The organism is Leclercia sp. EC_58, from assembly GCF_019584355.1.
GTDB lineage: Bacteria > Pseudomonadota > Gammaproteobacteria > Enterobacterales > Enterobacteriaceae > Enterobacter.
The window spans coordinates 2,378,033-2,394,209 of record NZ_VDAM01000001.1 but is presented as its reverse complement, the minus strand read 5'-3'; the positions used below and the strand labels follow the sequence as shown (position 1 = coordinate 2,394,209).

The 16,177-nt window shown below is 54.9% G+C and carries 16 protein-coding genes and 1 pseudogene; 15 read left to right on the top strand and 2 right to left on the bottom strand.

Annotated features, from left to right (window positions below):
* Nucleotides 1-63: 63 nt before the first annotated feature.
* A complete protein-coding gene (locus FHC51_RS11705; RefSeq protein ID WP_103823619.1) occupies nucleotides 64-546 on the bottom strand; it encodes a zinc ribbon-containing protein in 483 nt (160 codons plus the stop codon).
* 215 nt (nucleotides 547-761) lie between these two features.
* On the opposite strand from FHC51_RS11705, the gene leuS reads away from it, so the two are divergent.
* The 15 genes and pseudogenes from leuS to lipA all read left to right on the top strand — a co-directional run bounded on the left by leuS (nucleotide 762) and on the right by lipA (nucleotide 15,877).
* Nucleotides 762-3,344, top strand: a complete 2,583-nt coding sequence (leuS, locus tag FHC51_RS11700; protein ID WP_220435602.1) for a leucine--tRNA ligase — start codon at nucleotides 762-764, stop codon at nucleotides 3,342-3,344.
* Between the two features lie 14 nt (nucleotides 3,345-3,358).
* Complete coding sequence (gene lptE / locus FHC51_RS11695; protein WP_103823594.1) at nucleotides 3,359-3,937, top strand: LPS assembly lipoprotein LptE; 579 nt, start codon at nucleotides 3,359-3,361, stop codon at nucleotides 3,935-3,937.
* A complete protein-coding gene (gene holA / locus FHC51_RS11690) occupies nucleotides 3,937-4,968 on the top strand; it encodes a DNA polymerase III subunit delta (RefSeq protein ID WP_220435601.1) in 1,032 nt (343 codons plus the stop codon). Before lptE ends, holA begins: the two co-directional genes overlap by 1 nt.
* A 3-nt stretch (nucleotides 4,969-4,971) precedes the next feature.
* Entirely contained in the window at nucleotides 4,972-5,625 is a 654-nt protein-coding gene (gene nadD / locus FHC51_RS11685) for a nicotinate-nucleotide adenylyltransferase (RefSeq protein ID WP_220435600.1), read from the top strand.
* Between the two features lie 270 nt (nucleotides 5,626-5,895).
* Nucleotides 5,896-6,213, top strand: coding sequence for a ribosome silencing factor (rsfS, locus tag FHC51_RS11680; protein ID WP_103178668.1), 318 nt, complete (start codon nucleotides 5,896-5,898; stop codon nucleotides 6,211-6,213).
* Between the two features lie 3 nt (nucleotides 6,214-6,216).
* Entirely contained in the window at nucleotides 6,217-6,684 is a 468-nt protein-coding gene (gene rlmH, locus FHC51_RS11675) for a 23S rRNA (pseudouridine(1915)-N(3))-methyltransferase RlmH (protein ID WP_103823598.1), read from the top strand.
* A gap of 30 nt (nucleotides 6,685-6,714) precedes the next feature.
* Entirely contained in the window at nucleotides 6,715-8,616 is a 1,902-nt protein-coding gene (gene mrdA, locus FHC51_RS11670; RefSeq protein ID WP_103823599.1) for a peptidoglycan DD-transpeptidase MrdA, read from the top strand.
* A 2-nt stretch (nucleotides 8,617-8,618) separates the two neighbouring features.
* On the top strand, nucleotides 8,619-9,731 hold the full coding sequence (gene mrdB / locus FHC51_RS11665; RefSeq protein WP_114387667.1) for a peptidoglycan glycosyltransferase MrdB: 1,113 nt from the start codon (nucleotides 8,619-8,621) through the stop codon (nucleotides 9,729-9,731).
* A gap of 10 nt (nucleotides 9,732-9,741) precedes the next feature.
* Nucleotides 9,742-10,863 carry an endolytic peptidoglycan transglycosylase RlpA gene (gene rlpA, locus FHC51_RS11660; protein WP_114387668.1) on the top strand — a complete coding sequence of 374 codons (1,122 nt, stop codon included), beginning with the start codon at nucleotides 9,742-9,744 and terminating at the stop codon, nucleotides 10,861-10,863.
* 138 nt (nucleotides 10,864-11,001) lie between these two features.
* Nucleotides 11,002-12,213 (top strand): D-alanyl-D-alanine carboxypeptidase DacA, encoded by a 1,212-nt coding sequence (gene dacA, locus FHC51_RS11655; RefSeq protein ID WP_103823602.1) that lies wholly within the window; start codon nucleotides 11,002-11,004, stop codon nucleotides 12,211-12,213.
* Between the two features lie 107 nt (nucleotides 12,214-12,320).
* Nucleotides 12,321-12,584: a DUF493 family protein YbeD gene (ybeD, locus tag FHC51_RS11650; protein WP_003022706.1), complete on the top strand. Its 264-nt coding sequence runs from the start codon at nucleotides 12,321-12,323 to the stop codon at nucleotides 12,582-12,584.
* A 92-nt stretch (nucleotides 12,585-12,676) separates the two neighbouring features.
* A complete protein-coding gene (lipB, locus tag FHC51_RS11645; protein WP_220435599.1) occupies nucleotides 12,677-13,318 on the top strand; it encodes a lipoyl(octanoyl) transferase LipB in 642 nt (213 codons plus the stop codon).
* A gap of 257 nt (nucleotides 13,319-13,575) precedes the next feature.
* Nucleotides 13,576-13,674: pseudogene (locus FHC51_RS11640) on the top strand (IS1 family transposase); the annotation flags it as partial.
* Nucleotides 13,675-13,751: 77 nt separating this feature from the next.
* The gene (locus tag FHC51_RS11635; RefSeq protein WP_220435598.1) at nucleotides 13,752-14,705 is read left to right on the top strand and encodes a YbeF family transcriptional regulator; all 954 of its coding nucleotides are present in this window, start codon (nucleotides 13,752-13,754) and stop codon (nucleotides 14,703-14,705) included.
* 206 nt (nucleotides 14,706-14,911) lie between these two features.
* Nucleotides 14,912-15,877 (top strand): lipoyl synthase, encoded by a 966-nt coding sequence (gene lipA, locus FHC51_RS11630; RefSeq protein WP_103824200.1) that lies wholly within the window; start codon nucleotides 14,912-14,914, stop codon nucleotides 15,875-15,877.
* Between the two features lie 85 nt (nucleotides 15,878-15,962).
* Here the strand turns inward: lipA and tatE are convergent, their stop codons facing one another.
* Nucleotides 15,963-16,166 carry a twin-arginine translocase subunit TatE gene (gene tatE, locus FHC51_RS11625; RefSeq protein WP_103178659.1) on the bottom strand — a complete coding sequence of 68 codons (204 nt, stop codon included), beginning with the start codon at nucleotides 16,164-16,166 and terminating at the stop codon, nucleotides 15,963-15,965.
* Nucleotides 16,167-16,177: the final 11 nt, after the last annotated feature.

Genomic DNA, 16,177 nt, shown 5'->3' with positions numbered 1-16,177 from the left:
GCCACGCACCACTTTTGTGCTGAAAAAGCTGGCATCACCGTGCCAGCTTATATTACGACAACATTAGGGTTCAAATGGCCGACGCTGGAACTGATCGTGGCCGCATTTAGGACAGACCGGCAGCATCTCCGGTGTATAAATCGCCATGTGGAAATGGCAGTTCTCGCACACCAGATTCCCCAGCCCGACAACCTCACCGCTGTGATACACCCCGTGGTGGTTCAGATCCTGAAAGACCTCACGCCACTCCAGCTGGGTTTTATCGGTAATGTCCGCCAGCTCCTGCCAGAGGCTCTCTTTAATCACCCGCATAAATACACTGTCGGTGGCCTCGTCCTGGCTTTCGCCATAGCTACGGGCGAACTCTTCCAGATCGCGGCGAACCGCGCGGGTCACCTCTTCCACTTCGGTGCGCGTTAACTCACCCGTCTGCATCACCTTAACGCGTGCATGCTCGACGAGCGCATCAATATCACGCTCACCATTCCGCAGACGTTCTGTCAATGTGGCGACCAGTTCACGGTAAAATTGAGCAACCTTGTTCATCATTTTGCCTCCCGGGTAAGTAAACCTCTCTAATGATAGACCTTATTTGCGCCCCGCTTTGTCAGGTCATCCACACTCTACGTAAATTCCTGCAAGGCGCTTTTAGTGGTAAAGGCTGTTTTGACGCGGGCGTTTGGGCTATGCTATGCGGATCTGAATTACCACATCCATTGGCTACATTTGTAGCTGTATTGAACACAGGACCACTGGCTGCCATGCAAGAGCAATACCGCCCGGAAGAGATAGAATCGAAAGTCCAGCAACACTGGGACGAGAAGCGCACTTTTGAAGTCACCGAAGACGAGAGCAAAGAGAAGTATTACTGCCTGTCGATGCTTCCCTATCCTTCTGGCCGACTACACATGGGCCACGTGCGTAACTACACCATCGGTGATGTGATCGCCCGTTATCAGCGCATGCTGGGCAAAAACGTCCTGCAGCCAATCGGCTGGGATGCGTTTGGTCTGCCTGCAGAAGGTGCCGCGGTGAAAAACAACACTGCGCCAGCGCCATGGACCTACGACAATATCGCCTACATGAAAAACCAGCTCAAGATGCTGGGCTTTGGCTATGACTGGAGCCGCGAGCTGGCGACCTGCACCCCGGAATATTACCGCTGGGAGCAGAAATTCTTCACCGAGCTCTACAAAAAAGGGCTGGTCTACAAAAAAACCTCCGCCGTTAACTGGTGCCCGAACGATCAGACCGTTCTGGCGAACGAACAGGTTATCGACGGTTGTTGCTGGCGCTGCGACACCAAAGTTGAGCGCAAAGAGATCCCGCAGTGGTTTATCAAAATCACCGCTTACGCCGACGAACTGCTGAACGATCTGGATAATCTGGACCATTGGCCAGATACCGTGAAGACCATGCAGCGTAACTGGATCGGTCGCTCTGAAGGGGTAGAGATCACCTTCAACGTTGAAAACTACGATCAGCCGCTGACCGTCTACACCACCCGTCCGGACACCTTCATGGGTGCGACCTACCTGGCCGTGGCCGCAGGTCACCCGCTGGCGCAGAAAGCGGCAGAGAACAACCCGGAACTGGCGACCTTTATCGACGAATGCCGCAACACCAAAGTCGCCGAAGCTGACATGGCAACGATGGAGAAAAAAGGCGTTGCCACCGGTTTCTATGCCAAACACCCACTGACGGGCGAAGCGATCCCGGTCTGGGTCGCCAACTTCGTACTGATGGAATACGGTACTGGCGCGGTGATGGCCGTTCCGGGTCACGATCAGCGCGACTACGAGTTTGCCACCAAATACAACCTGGCGATTAAGCCGGTTATCCTGGCAGCAGATGGCAGCGAGCCTGACCTGTCTGAACAGGCATTGACCGAAAAAGGCACCCTGTTTAACTCCGGTGAATTTAGCGGCCTGAGCTTTGAAGAGGGCTTTAACGCCATTGCTGACAAACTGGCCGCGCTGGGCGTCGGCGAGCGTAAAGTTAACTACCGTCTGCGCGACTGGGGCGTTTCCCGTCAGCGTTACTGGGGCGCGCCAATCCCGATGGTCACCCTGGAAGATGGCACCGTTATGCCAACGCCAGAAGATCAGCTGCCGGTGATCCTGCCGGAAGATGTGGTCATGGACGGCATCACCAGCCCAATCAAAGCCGACCCTGAGTGGGCGAAGACTACCGTAAACGGTATGCCTGCGCTGCGTGAAACCGACACCTTCGACACCTTTATGGAGTCCTCCTGGTACTATGCGCGTTACACCTGCCCGCAGCATCAGGAAGGGATGCTGGATTCCAAAGCCGCAAACTACTGGCTGCCGGTAGATATCTACATTGGCGGTATCGAACACGCCATCATGCACCTGCTCTACTTCCGCTTCTTCCACAAGCTGATGCGCGACGCGGGCCTGGTGAACTCTGACGAGCCAGCAAAACAGCTGCTGTGTCAGGGCATGGTGCTGGCAGATGCCTTCTACTACGTGGGCGCAAACGGCGAACGTAACTGGGTTTCGCCGAAAGACGCGATCGTTGAGCGCGACGAGAAAGGCCGTATCGTGAAGGCGAAGGACGCGGCAGGCCATGAGCTGGTCTATACCGGCATGAGCAAGATGTCCAAGTCCAAAAACAACGGCATCGATCCGCAGGAGATGGTAGAGCGTTACGGCGCGGATACCGTGCGTCTGTTTATGATGTTCGCCTCTCCGGCGGATATGACTCTGGAATGGCAGGAGTCCGGCGTGGAAGGGGCTAACCGCTTCCTGAAACGTGTCTGGAAACTGGTTTACGAGCACACCGCTCAGGGTGAGGCTCCGGCACTGAACGCCGCGGCACTGACTGAAGATCAGCAGGCGCTGCGCCGTGATGTTCATAAAACGATTGCCAAAGTGACCGATGATATTGGCCGTCGTCAGACCTTCAATACCGCAATTGCGGCTACTATGGAATTGATGAACAAGCTGGCGAAAGCCCCGCAGGAGGGCGAGCAGGATCGCGCCATCATGCGTGAAGCGCTGCTGGCTGTGGTACGTATGTTGAACCCGTTCACCCCGCACGTCAGCTTCACCCTGTGGCAGGAGCTGAACGGCGAAGGCGATATCGACAATGCGCCGTGGCCAGTGGCTGATGAATCCGCAATGGTGGAAAACACCACGCTGGTCGTCGTGCAGGTCAACGGTAAAGTCCGCGGTAAGATTACTGTTCCGGTTGATGCAACCGAAGAGCAGGTCCGCGAGCGTGCTGGCCAGGAAACTCTGGTGGCGAAGTATCTTGATGGCGTTACCGTACGTAAAGTGATCTACGTGCCTGGTAAACTGCTGAACCTGGTCGTTGGCTAAGCGCGGGAGGAAGCGTGCGACAACTGGCAACATTACTGTTATCGCTGGCGGTGCTGGTCACCGCCGGATGTGGCTGGCATCTGCGTAACACCACACAGGTGCCGGAGCAGATGAAAACGATGATTTTCGATTCGGGCGATCCAAATGGTCCGCTTAGCCGTGCCATTCGTAACCAGCTGCGTCTTAACGGCGTTGAACTGATCGAAAAAGGTACGCTGCGCCAGGACATCCCATCGTTCCGCATCCTGAGCTCTACCCTGAGCCAGGATACCGCCTCCATCTTCCAGGATGGTCGTACTGCGGAATACCAGATGGTGATGGAAGTGCACGCTGCGGTACTGATCCCGGGTAGCGATATTTACCCTATCAGCACCAAGGTCTACCGTTCGTTCTTCGATAACCCGCAGACGGCACTGGCGAAAGACGCTGAGCAGACCATTATCATCAACGAAATGTACGACAAGGCGGCGGAACAGCTGATCCGTAAGCTGCCGAGCGTCCAGACTGCTGAAAAAGAGAATGACCTGAAAGCTCAGCCTGCTGCTCAGCCAACGGCATCCTCCTCGCGCGTCTCCACGACGCTGGGTCAGTAATGCTCAGGTTGTACCCTGAACAACTCCGCGCGCAGCTCAATGAAGGGCTGCGCGCGGCGTATCTGCTTCTCGGAAACGATCCGCTGCTGCTCCAGGAAAGCCAGGACGCCGTGCGTCACTTTGCGGCCTCTCAGGGCTTTGAGGAGCACCACAGTTTCACTCTGGATAACAGCACCGACTGGCAGGAGATTTTCTCCCTTTGCCAGGCCATGAGCCTGTTTGCTGCCCGGCAAACGCTGCTTATCCAGCTCCCGGAAAACGGCCCTAACGCGGCGATCAACGAACAGCTTGCCACGCTGGTTAGCCTGCTGCACAGCGATCTGCTGCTGTTCGTTCGCGGCAACAAACTGACCAAAGCGCAGGAAAATGCCGCCTGGTTTACGGCACTGGCAAACCATTCGGTGCTGGTGACCTGCCAGACACCGGAGCAGGCGCATCTGCCAAAATGGGTGGCAGCCCGGGCAAAGCAGCGCAATCTGCAGTTGGATGACGCGGCCAATCAGCTCCTTTGTTACTGTTACGAAGGCAATCTGCTCGCCCTGGCCCAGGCCCTGGAGCGACTGGCGCTGCTCTGGCCCGATGGCAAACTGACCTTACCGCGCGTTGAGCAGGCAGTTAACGACGCGGCGCACTTTACCCCTTTCCACTGGGTCGATGCCCTGCTGTCCGCTAAGAGCAAACGCGCTCTGCATATCCTGCAGCAGTTGCGTCTCGAAGGCAGCGAGCCGGTGATTCTGCTGCGAACCTTACAGCGGGAACTGCTGCTGCTGGTGACGCTTAAACGTCAGTCAGCGCATACGCCTTTGCGCGCGCTGTTTGATAAACACCGGGTCTGGCAGAACCGCCGCGTTATGACCACCGAAGCCCTGAACCGGCTGAGTCCGGAACAGCTGCGCCAGGCCGTTCAGCTTCTGACGCGCACCGAGCTGACCCTGAAGCAGGATTACGGTCAGTCGATCTGGTCTGAGCTGGAGAGTCTCTCGCTGCTGCTGTGCCACAAGGCGCTGGCGGACATTTTTATAGAAGGGTAAGAGATGCACTCTCTACAGGCACTCTATGGCGGCACCTTTGACCCCATCCACTATGGGCATCTGAAACCGGTCGAGATCCTGGCCAACCAGATTGGCCTGCAATGCGTCACTATTATGCCGAACAACGTGCCGCCGCATCGCCCGCAGCCCGAGGCCACCCCCGCCCAGCGCAAACAGATGCTGGAGCTGGCGATCGCCGATAAACCGCTGTTTGTTCTTGATGAGCGCGAGCTGCGCCGGGATAGTCCTTCTTATACGGCGCAGACGCTAGAGGAGTGGCGACGCGAACAGGGGCCGGAGAAGCCGCTGGCCTTTATTATCGGCCAGGACTCGCTGCTCAATTTCCCGAGCTGGTATCAGTACGAAACAATCCTCGATAATAGCCATTTAATCGTCTGCCGTCGGCCAGGCTATCCCCTGGCGATGAAAGAGGAGCAGCATCAGCTGTGGCTGGAACAGCATCTCACTTATCAATCTGAAGATCTGCACAACCAGCCTGCCGGCAAAATTTACCTCGCGGAGACGCCCTGGTTTGATATCTCAGCCACGCTTATCCGCCAGCGTCTGCAGCAGGGGCTCCCCTGTGATGAGATGTTACCGATGCCGGTGTTGCGTTATATTCAACAGCAGGGGTTGTATCAGAAAAGCAGCAACTGACTGGCGCCCGGGAGAAAAAGCGCGCCATTCGCGCTCTCGCCATTGACACCCCCGTCCAGGCTGATATCCTCCGCTGCCAGACTTCCCGCCAGCACTGTTTTACAAAAACTGTTTTACAAAAATGGCGATGCAATCTTCGGCTGAGGGTGGGATGATACCCGCCTTCTCATGCCCGTCCGGTGACATTTGTCCCGACACTGCAGCCAGTTCAGGTATACTGTCTGGCTACGAATTTATAGTTGTTCAATCTCACTCTCCCAGGGGGAAAACTTGCAGGGTAAAGCACTCCAGGATTTTGTTATCGACAAAATTGATGATCTGAAAGGTCAGGACATCATTGCCATCGACGTTCAGGGCAAATCAAGCATCACCGATTGCATGATTATCTGCACCGGCACTTCTACGCGCCATGTTGCCTCCATCGCCGATCATGTGGTTCAGGAGTCTCGCGCTGCCGGCATGATGCCGCTCGGCGTTGAAGGCGAAGCGACCGCTGACTGGGTCGTTGTTGACCTTGGCGATGTGATTGTCCACGTCATGCAGGAAGAGAGCCGTCGCCTGTATGAGCTGGAAAAACTCTGGGGTTAATGCGTGAAGCTGCAACTGGTAGCCGTCGGTACAAAAATGCCCGACTGGGTACAAACGGGGTTTACTGAATATCTGCGTCGTTTTCCAAAAGACATGCCGTTCGAGCTGGTGGAGATCCCCGCGGGCAAACGCGGTAAAAACGCGGATATCAAACGTATTCTCGATAAAGAGGGTGAGCAGATGCTGGCTGCTGCCGGTAAAAACCGCATCGTCACTCTCGATATTCCGGGCAAACCCTGGGATACGCCGCAACTGGCGGTTGAGCTGGAACGCTGGAAGCAGGACGGTCGCGACGTCAGCCTGTTAATTGGCGGACCGGAGGGATTATCCCCCGCCTGCAAAGCGGCAGCAGAGCAGAGTTGGTCTCTCTCCGCGCTGACGCTCCCCCACCCGCTGGTTCGGGTTCTGGTTGCTGAAAGCCTCTATCGCGCGTGGAGCATCACAACCAACCACCCTTATCACCGTGAGTAATGATTAAGTCCTGGATAAATTAAGCAGCGGATGAAACTACAGAATTCTTTTCGCGACTATACGGCTGAGTCCGCGCTGTTTGTGCGCCGGGCGCTGGTCGCCTTTTTGGGGATTTTGCTGCTGACTGGCGTGCTGATCGCCAACCTCTATAATCTGCAGATTGTCCGTTTTACTGATTACCAGACCCGCTCCAACGAAAACCGCATCAAACTTGTTCCTATCGCCCCCAGTCGCGGCATCATCTATGACCGCAACGGTACGCCGCTGGCGCTGAACCGCACCATCTACCAGATCGAAATGATGCCGGAGAAGGTCGATAACGTGCAGCAGACGCTTGATGCACTGCGCAGCGTGGTTGATCTCACTGATGACGATATCGCCGCCTTCAAAAAAGAGCGCTCGCGCTCGCACCGCTTTACCTCGATCCCGGTCAAAACCAACCTCACCGAGGTGCAGGTGGCCCGCTTCGCCGTGAACCAGTACCGCTTCCCCGGCGTGGAAGTTAAAGGCTACAAGCGCCGCTTCTATCCGTACGGCTCTGCCCTGACCCACGTTATCGGCTATGTCTCTAAAATCAACGATAAAGATGTCGACAGGCTGGATAAAGATGGCAAGCTCGCCAACTATGCGGCAACGCACGATATCGGCAAGCTGGGTATTGAGCGTTATTACGAAGACGTTCTCCACGGCCAGACCGGTTACGAAGAGGTTGAGGTTAACAACCGGGGCCGGGTGATCCGCCAGCTGAAAGAGGTGCCGCCGCAGGCCGGACATGACATCTATCTGACGCTGGATCTTAAACTCCAGCAGTATATCGAAACCCTGCTGGCCGGCAGCCGTGCGGCGGTGATTGTCACCGATCCGCGTACCGGCAGCATTCTGTCGCTGGTTTCAACCCCAAGCTATGACCCGAACCTGTTTGTGGATGGCATCTCCAGCAAAGACTATTCTGGCCTGCTCAACGACCCGAATACGCCGCTGGTCAACCGCGCGACCCAGGGGGTCTATCCGCCTGCGTCAACGGTGAAACCGTACGTGGCGGTCTCTGCTTTGAGCGCAGGGGTGATCACCCGCAATACCGGCCTCTTCGACCCGGGCTGGTGGCAGTTGCCGGGCTCTGAAAAACGCTACCGTGACTGGAAAAAGTGGGGCCACGGGCATCTGAATGTCACCAAATCGCTGGAGGAGTCGGCGGATACCTTCTTCTACCAGGTGGCCTACGATATGGGCATCGACCGTCTCTCGGAATGGATGGGCAAATTTGGCTATGGCCATTACACCGGTATCGACCTGGCCGAAGAGCGTTCCGGTAACATGCCAACCCGCGAATGGAAGCTGAAACGCTTTAAAAAGCCGTGGTATCAGGGTGACACCATTCCGGTAGGTATCGGCCAGGGCTACTGGACCGCGACCCCGATTCAGATGAACAAAGCGCTGATGATCCTTATCAACGACGGGGTGGTGAAAGTGCCGCACCTGCTAATGAGCACCGTCGAAGATGGCAAAAAAGTGCCGTGGGCGCAGCCCCATGAACCGCCGGTGGGAGACATTCACTCCGGTTACTGGGAAATTGCCAAAGACGGGATGTACGGCGTCGCCAACCGCGCGAACGGGACGGCGCATAAGTACTTTGCCGGCGCACCGTACAAAATTGCAGCGAAATCCGGTACCGCGCAGGTCTTCGGCCTGAAGGCGAACGAAACCTATAACGCACACAAAATTGCTGAACGTCTGCGTGACCATAAGCTGATGATTGCGTTTGCCCCTTATGAGAACCCACAGGTTGCCGTGTCGATCATTCTGGAAAACGGCGGTGCCGGCCCGGCGGTCGGTACCATTATGCGCCAGATCCTTGACCACATTATGCTGGGTGACAACAACACTGACCTGCCGAGCGAGAGCCCGGCTGCCGCCGGCGCGGAGGACCAATAATCGTGACGGATAATCCGAATAAAAAATCGCTGTGGGACAAGATCCACATCGACCCGGCCATGCTGCTGATCCTGCTGGCGCTGCTGGTTTATAGCGCTCTGGTCATCTGGAGCGCCAGCGGCCAGGACCTCGGGATGACCGAACGCAAGATCGGCCAGATCACCATGGGTCTGATCATCATGGTGGTGATGGCGCAGATCCCGCCGCGCGTCTACGAAGGCTGGGCACCCTATCTTTATATCTTCTGTATTATCCTGCTGGTGGCGGTCGATGCGTTCGGGGCGATTTCGAAAGGCGCGCAGCGCTGGCTCGACCTCGGTATTGTGCGCTTCCAGCCCTCGGAGATTGCGAAAATCGCCGTCCCGTTGATGGTGGCACGCTTCATTAACCGTGACGTCTGCCCGCCGTCGCTGAAAAACACCGCTATCGCGCTGGTGCTGATCTTCCTGCCGACGCTGCTGGTTGCGGCGCAGCCAGACCTCGGTACCTCAATTCTGATCGCCCTCTCCGGCCTGTTTGTGCTCTTCCTTTCCGGCCTGAGCTGGCGGCTTATCGGCATTGCAGTGGTGCTGGTCGCCGCCTTTATCCCGATTCTATGGTTCTTCCTGATGCACGATTATCAGCGCCAGCGCGTGATGATGCTGCTGGATCCAGAGAGCGACCCGCTCGGGGCAGGCTATCATATAATACAGTCGAAGATTGCAATCGGCTCTGGCGGCCTGCGAGGTAAGGGCTGGCTGCACGGTACACAGTCGCAGCTTGAGTTCCTGCCTGAACGTCACACCGACTTTATCTTTGCGGTGCTTGCTGAAGAGTTAGGTTTGGTGGGGATTCTGATCCTGCTGGCGCTCTACCTGCTGTTGATCATGCGTGGATTGTGGATAGCCGCCCGGGCGCAAACCACCTTTGGCCGCGTGATGGCCGGTGGCTTGATGTTGATTTTATTCGTTTATGTTTTCGTAAATATTGGTATGGTGAGCGGTATTCTGCCGGTGGTAGGCGTACCGCTTCCCCTGGTGAGTTACGGAGGCTCGGCCCTGATTGTTCTGATGGCCGGGTTCGGGATCGTCATGTCGATCCACACACACAGAAAAATGTTGTCAAAAAGCGTATAAGGGGCACGCAATGCGTAAGCAGTGGTCTGGGATCTGCATCGCAGTGAGTTTACTGGCAGCCTGTACAAGTGACGATGGTCAGCAGCAAGCGACCGTCGCACCGCCGCAGCCGGCAGTATGTAATGGTCCGGTGGTTGAGATCAGCGGAGCCGATCCGCGTTTTGAACCGCTCAGCGCTACCGCGAACCAGGATTACGAGCGAGACGGTAAAAGCTACAAAATCGTCCAGGATCTTTCCCGCTTCAGTCAGGCAGGCCTGGCGGCTATTTATGATGCCGAGCCAGGAAGCAACCTGACCGCATCCGGTGAAGTGTTTGATCCAATGCAGCTTACGGCTGCGCATCCGACCCTGCCGATCCCGAGCTATGCGCGTATCACCAACCTGGCGAATGGCCGGATGATCGTGGTGCGTATTAATGACCGGGGCCCTTACGGCAACGATCGCGTCATCTCGCTTTCGCGCGCCGCGGCCGACCGCCTGAACACGTCAAACAACACCAAAGTGCGGATCGACCCGATTATTGTCGCCCAGGACGGCTCGCTCTCCGGCCCGGGTATGGCCTGTACCACCGTGGCAAAACAGACTTATGCCCTGCCCGCGCGCCCCGATCTGAGCGGCGGTATGGGTAGCGCGTCGTCCGTTTCCGAACCTGCGCCGCAGGGTGACGTGCGCCCCATCAGTAACGATACGCTGAAAAGCGAAGACACCATGGGCGCACCGGTGAGCAGCAGCGGTTTCCTCGGCGCACCCACCACGCTTGCGCCAGGTGTACTGGAAGGCAGCGAACCGCCAGCGCCACAGCCGGTCGTCACCGCGCCGGTGAACCAGACAGCTCCGGTTACTGCGCCAGTTTCCGCTCCGACTCAGGCGCCGGTTACGGCCCCCGTTTCCGCCCCTGCCCAGGCCGGTGGCTTTGTCGTGCAGGTTGGCGCAGTCAGCGATCAGGCACGTGCGCAACAGTATCAGCAGCGTCTCGGCCAGCAGTTTGGCGTTCCGGGTCGCGTTGAGCAAAATGGCGCAGTCTGGCGTATCCAGTTAGGCCCGTTTGCCAGCAAATCTGAAGCCGCTGCGTTGCAGCAGCGCCTGCAGAATGAGGCGCAGTTACAATCGTTTATTGCTGTTGCAAAATGATAATCGGCGGTATCCGAATTGTCAGTATTTGTCATGTTGATACACATTCTCATGCTGAAAGTCGGATGCCTGCCTGTATAGCATTTGCTATAGTAAGGCACTTTTTTTAATTCCATCACGGATGTCGTTGTTCTGACCATGAAGACCACTTTCTCCGCTCGTTTTATGCAGCGCATGGCGCTCACTACGGCGCTTTGCGCAGCCACGCTCTCTGTTGCTCACGCCGATGACCTGAATATCAAGACCATGATCCCGGGCGTTCCGCAGATCGACGCGGAATCCTACATCCTGATCGACTACAACTCCGGCAAAGTGTTGGCTGAACAGAACGCTGATGCACGACGCGACCCGGCCAGCCTGACCAAAATGATGACCAGCTATGTCATCGGTCAGGCCATGAAAGCAGGCAAATTCAAAGAGACCGACCTGGTCACCATCGGTAACGATGCGTGGGCCACCGGCAACCCGGTATTTAAGGGCTCATCTTTGATGTTCCTGAAACCAGGTATGCAGGTTCCTGTCTCTCAGCTAATCCGCGGCATCAACCTGCAGTCCGGTAACGACGCCTGCGTGGCGATGGCAGACTTTGCCGCTGGCAGCCAGGATGCCTTTGTCGGCCTGATGAACAGCTACGTGAGCGCGCTGGGTCTGAAAAACAGCCACTTCCAGACGGTTCACGGCCTGGATGCTGAAGGTCAGTACAGCTCTGCGCGCGATATGGCGCTGATTGGTCAGGCGCTGATCCGTGACGTACCGAACGAATACACCATCTATAAAGAGAAAGAGTTCACCTTTAACGGTATTCGTCAGACCAACCGTAACGGCCTGCTGTGGGACAACAGCCTGAACGTTGACGGCATCAAAACTGGCCACACTGAAAAAGCCGGTTACAACCTGGTCGCTTCTGCTACTGAAGGCCAGATGCGCCTGATCTCTGCCGTGATGGGCGGTCGTACCTTTAAAGGACGCGAGGCTGAGAGCAAGAAGCTGCTGACCTGGGGCTTCCGCTTCTTCGAAACCGTTAACCCGCTGAAAGCAGGTAAAGAGTTTGCTTCCGAGCCGGTCTGGTTCGGGGATAACGATCGTGCCTCCCTGGGTGTTGATAAAGATCTCTACCTGACCATCCCTCGTGGACGCATGAAAGACCTGAAGGCCAGCTATGTGCTGAACGCCAGCGAGCTGCACGCTCCGCTGAAGAAAAACCAGGTTGTCGGCACCATCAACTTCCAGCTCGATGGTAAAACCATCGATCAGCGCCCACTGGTGGTGCTGGATGAAATCCCTGAAGGCAATTTCTTCGGCAAAATCATTGATTACATTAAATTGATGTTCCATCACTGGTTTGGTTAAGAATTGAACACTTGAAAGTGTGATTTCTGTCCCCATATACTATGTAACCTGATAACTCCCACCTGATGTGGGAGTTATTATTTTTTTGACGTACTGCCGGAGCTCCCATGAAAACCAAACTTAACGAACTGCTTGAATTCCCTACTCCTTTTACTTACAAAGTAATGGGGCAGGCGTTGCCTGAGCTGGTTGATCAGGTGGTTGAGGTGGTACAGCGCCATGCGCCAGGTGACTACTCTCCGACGGTAAAACCAAGCAGCAAAGGTAACTACCACTCCGTGTCGATCACCATCACGGCGACGCATATTGAACAAGTCGAGACCCTGTACGAAGAGCTCGGCAATATCGATATCGTTCGTATGGTGCTGTAACGCCTTTCGGTTACCCGCATCGCCGGGTAACCTGCTTCCCCTCTGTGATATACTCCCCGCTACAGTTTGTTCCTTCGTTCGGAGAGATCGTTTTGTATCAGGACACCCTTCTCGTTCGCCAGCTTGGGCTGCAGCCCTATGAGCCTGTCTCCCAGGCTATGCATGAATTTACTGACAAACGTGACGAGAACACGCCGGATGAGATCTGGCTGGTAGAGCATCCCCCCGTCTTTACCCAGGGCCAGGCAGGCAAAGCTGAGCATCTGTTGATGCCTGGCGATATTCCGGTTATCCAGAGCGATCGTGGCGGGCAGATTACCTACCACGGGCCGGGCCAGCAGGTGATGTATGTTCTGCTCAACCTGAAACGCAGGAAGCTCGGCGTGCGCGAGCTGGTAACGCTGCTGGAACAGACGGTGGTTAACACGCTGGCTGAATTTGATATTGAAGCCCACCCGCGGGCTGACGCCCCCGGCGTCTATGTCGGTGAAAGGAAAATATGTTCACTCGGTCTGCGCATTCGTAAGGGGTGCTCTTTTCACGGTCTGGCATTAAACATCAATATGGATCTTTCGCCTTTCCAGCGTATTAACCCTTGCGGTTATGCGGGAATGGAAATGGCACAAATGCGCCAGTGGGTTGATGACATTACGCCTGAGATTGCACGTCCACATTTGGTAAACTCTTTTTTAGCACTGCTAAACAATCCACCACACAAATATATTACTGCTTAATTCTCCTCCCCGTCTGGCTCATTTATTGGATGAGCCATTCTTATTTCATACCATTTATCCTTTACAACAATCTCTGATTTCTATATTTTCAAAAAGCCTGCAACACGTCTGCACATTCGCGTTTCACCTGTTTTCCAGCGTCGGGGTAATGCTGCCAACTTACTGATTTAGTGTATGATGGTGATTTTAAGGTGCTTGCGTGGCTTCCATTTCCATCAGATGTCCTTCCTGCTCCGCTACTGAAGGCGTGGTGCGTAATGGCAAGGCTGGGACGGAAGTCACTGTCGTTCTCAAAATCGGTGGAGCTGCATGACAAGGTCATCGGGCATTATCTGAACATAAAACACTATCAGTAAGTTGGAGTCATTACCCAATAAGCACATTATTTAAATTCAACTATTATTTATATCGTGAATAAATACGGAGGGATAGCGTGGATAATAATAAACTTCCAGAAAAGCGCTTGAGTGAAACCGGAAGTGATGCAAAACCGCAAATTTTTCGGACTTTACGTAATATCGATCTCAACTTATTGACGATTTTTGAGGCGGTATATGTTCATAAGGGGATCGTTAATGCTGCGAAAATTCTGAACCTCACTCCCTCGGCAATTAGTCAGTCCATTCAAAAATTACGGACAATTCTTCCCGATCCCCTGTTTATTCGTAAAGGCCAGGGCGTAACGCCTACCGCCTATGCCACCCACCTGCATGAGTACATTAGCCAGGGGCTGGAATCCATTCTCGGCGCGCTGGATTTAACTGGCAGCTACGATAAGCAGCGCATCATCACTATTGGTACGACCCCCTCCGTGGGCGCCCTGGTGATGCCGATGATCTACCATGCCGTGAAGACCCACGCGCCACAGCTGATGCTGCGTAATATCCCGGTCAGTGACGCCGAGGCACAGCTCAGCCAGTTTCAGACCGACCTTATCGTGGACAGCAACGCCCTGAACGCCCGGGCCTTAAGCCGTAATGTACTTTTTGCGGATAAGCTGCTTTTGGTCTGTCGTAAAAATCACCCGGCATTGCACGAGCCTGCCACGGTTGAAAATCTCCAGCGCTACGAGCAAACGCTGCTGCTGATGGAGGGTCAAAATCTCAACGGGCTGCGCCAGCGCATTAATGACATTTTCCCGGAACGTCTGGTCAATTTTAGTAGTTACAATATTTTTACCATTGCCGCGCTGATTGGCAGCAGCGACCTGCTGGGCATCATCCCGGAGCGCCTGTTTGACCAGGTTCGTCACTGCTGGCCGGTGGACCAGATCCCCTTTGCCCCGCTCAATGCTGAATCCGTTGAAATCTCGCTGTATTACAACAAGCTGAGCCTGCGGGATCCGGTCCTTGAAAATATGATTACTATCATCCGCCAGGCTTTTTGAGCTTCACTCTTATCTATAAAACCGGGTTATGCCGCACAAAAGGCTTAAAACAACAACTATTTTACAATTTGGCGACCGGGCAGGCTGCTTTATCGTCCGTATCAATGATATACTGCCTGTCGTTCGTTCAAAAATAGTTGATAAATACAACATTCCCTTGAATTGAAACGCTTTCCTTCGATATTCGCAACTGGAAGACGCACGCTATGAGTAAACCCATTGTGATGGAACGCGGTGTTAAATACCGCGATGCCGATAAAATGGCCCTAATCCCGGTTAAAAACGTGGCTACGGAGCGCGAAGCGCTGTTAAGAAAACCGGCATGGATGAAAATCAAACTTCCGGCGGACTCTTCGCGTATTCAGGGAATCAAAGCGGCGATGCGCAAAAACGGCCTTCACTCCGTTTGTGAAGAAGCCTCCTGCCCGAACCTCGCTGAATGTTTTAACCACGGCACCGCGACCTTCATGATCCTCGGCGCTATCTGTACCCGCCGTTGCCCATTCTGCGACGTTGCCCACGGACGTCCTGTTGCCCCGGACGCCAATGAACCCCAGAAACTGGCGCAGACCATTGCCGATATGGCGTTGCGCTATGTGGTCATCACCTCCGTCGACCGTGACGATCTGCGCGACGGCGGCGCTCAGCACTTTGCTGATTGCATCACTGCCATCCGTGAGAAAAGCCCATCCATCAAGATTGAGACCCTGGTTCCGGACTTCCGTGGCCGTATGGATCGCGCGCTGGAAATTCTCAACGCCAACCCGCCAGATGTCTTTAACCACAACCTGGAAAACGTACCGCGCCTCTATCGTCAGGTGCGCCCGGGTGCAGATTACAACTGGTCACTGAAGTTGCTGGAGCGCTTTAAAGAAGCCCATCCGGATATCCCGACAAAATCGGGTCTGATGGTCGGTCTGGGTGAAACCAACGAAGAGATCATTGAAGTGATGCGCGATCTGCGTCGTCATGGCGTCACCATGCTGACGCTGGGCCAGTATCTGCAGCCAAGCCGTCACCACCTGCCGGTGCAGCGTTACGTGAGTCCGGAAGAGTTTGACGAGATGAAAGCCGAAGCGATGGCAATGGGCTTCACCCATGCTGCTTGCGGTCCGTTCGTTCGTTCCTCTTACCACGCCGATATGCAGGCGAAAGGCGAAGAAGTGAAGTAAACCCGTCACAAAAGTTTACAGTTCACCCATAAAAAAACCGGCTTACAGGCCGGTTTTTTTTATCAAACGCTTTAACGCGTTGCCGTTACTCTTTGTGAGAGAGCTTCTCGGCAGTGATATCTGCATCGGCACTTCTTTTCGCCGTTGCATCATCTTCGTTCATCGCCTTTTTAAAGCCTTTGATGGCAGCACCCAGGTCTCCGCCCAGCGTACGTAATTTTTTGGTACCAAACAGCAGGACAACCAGTGCGGCTACCACCAGCAGTTTGGTAATACTAATCTCACCCATAGATACCTTCT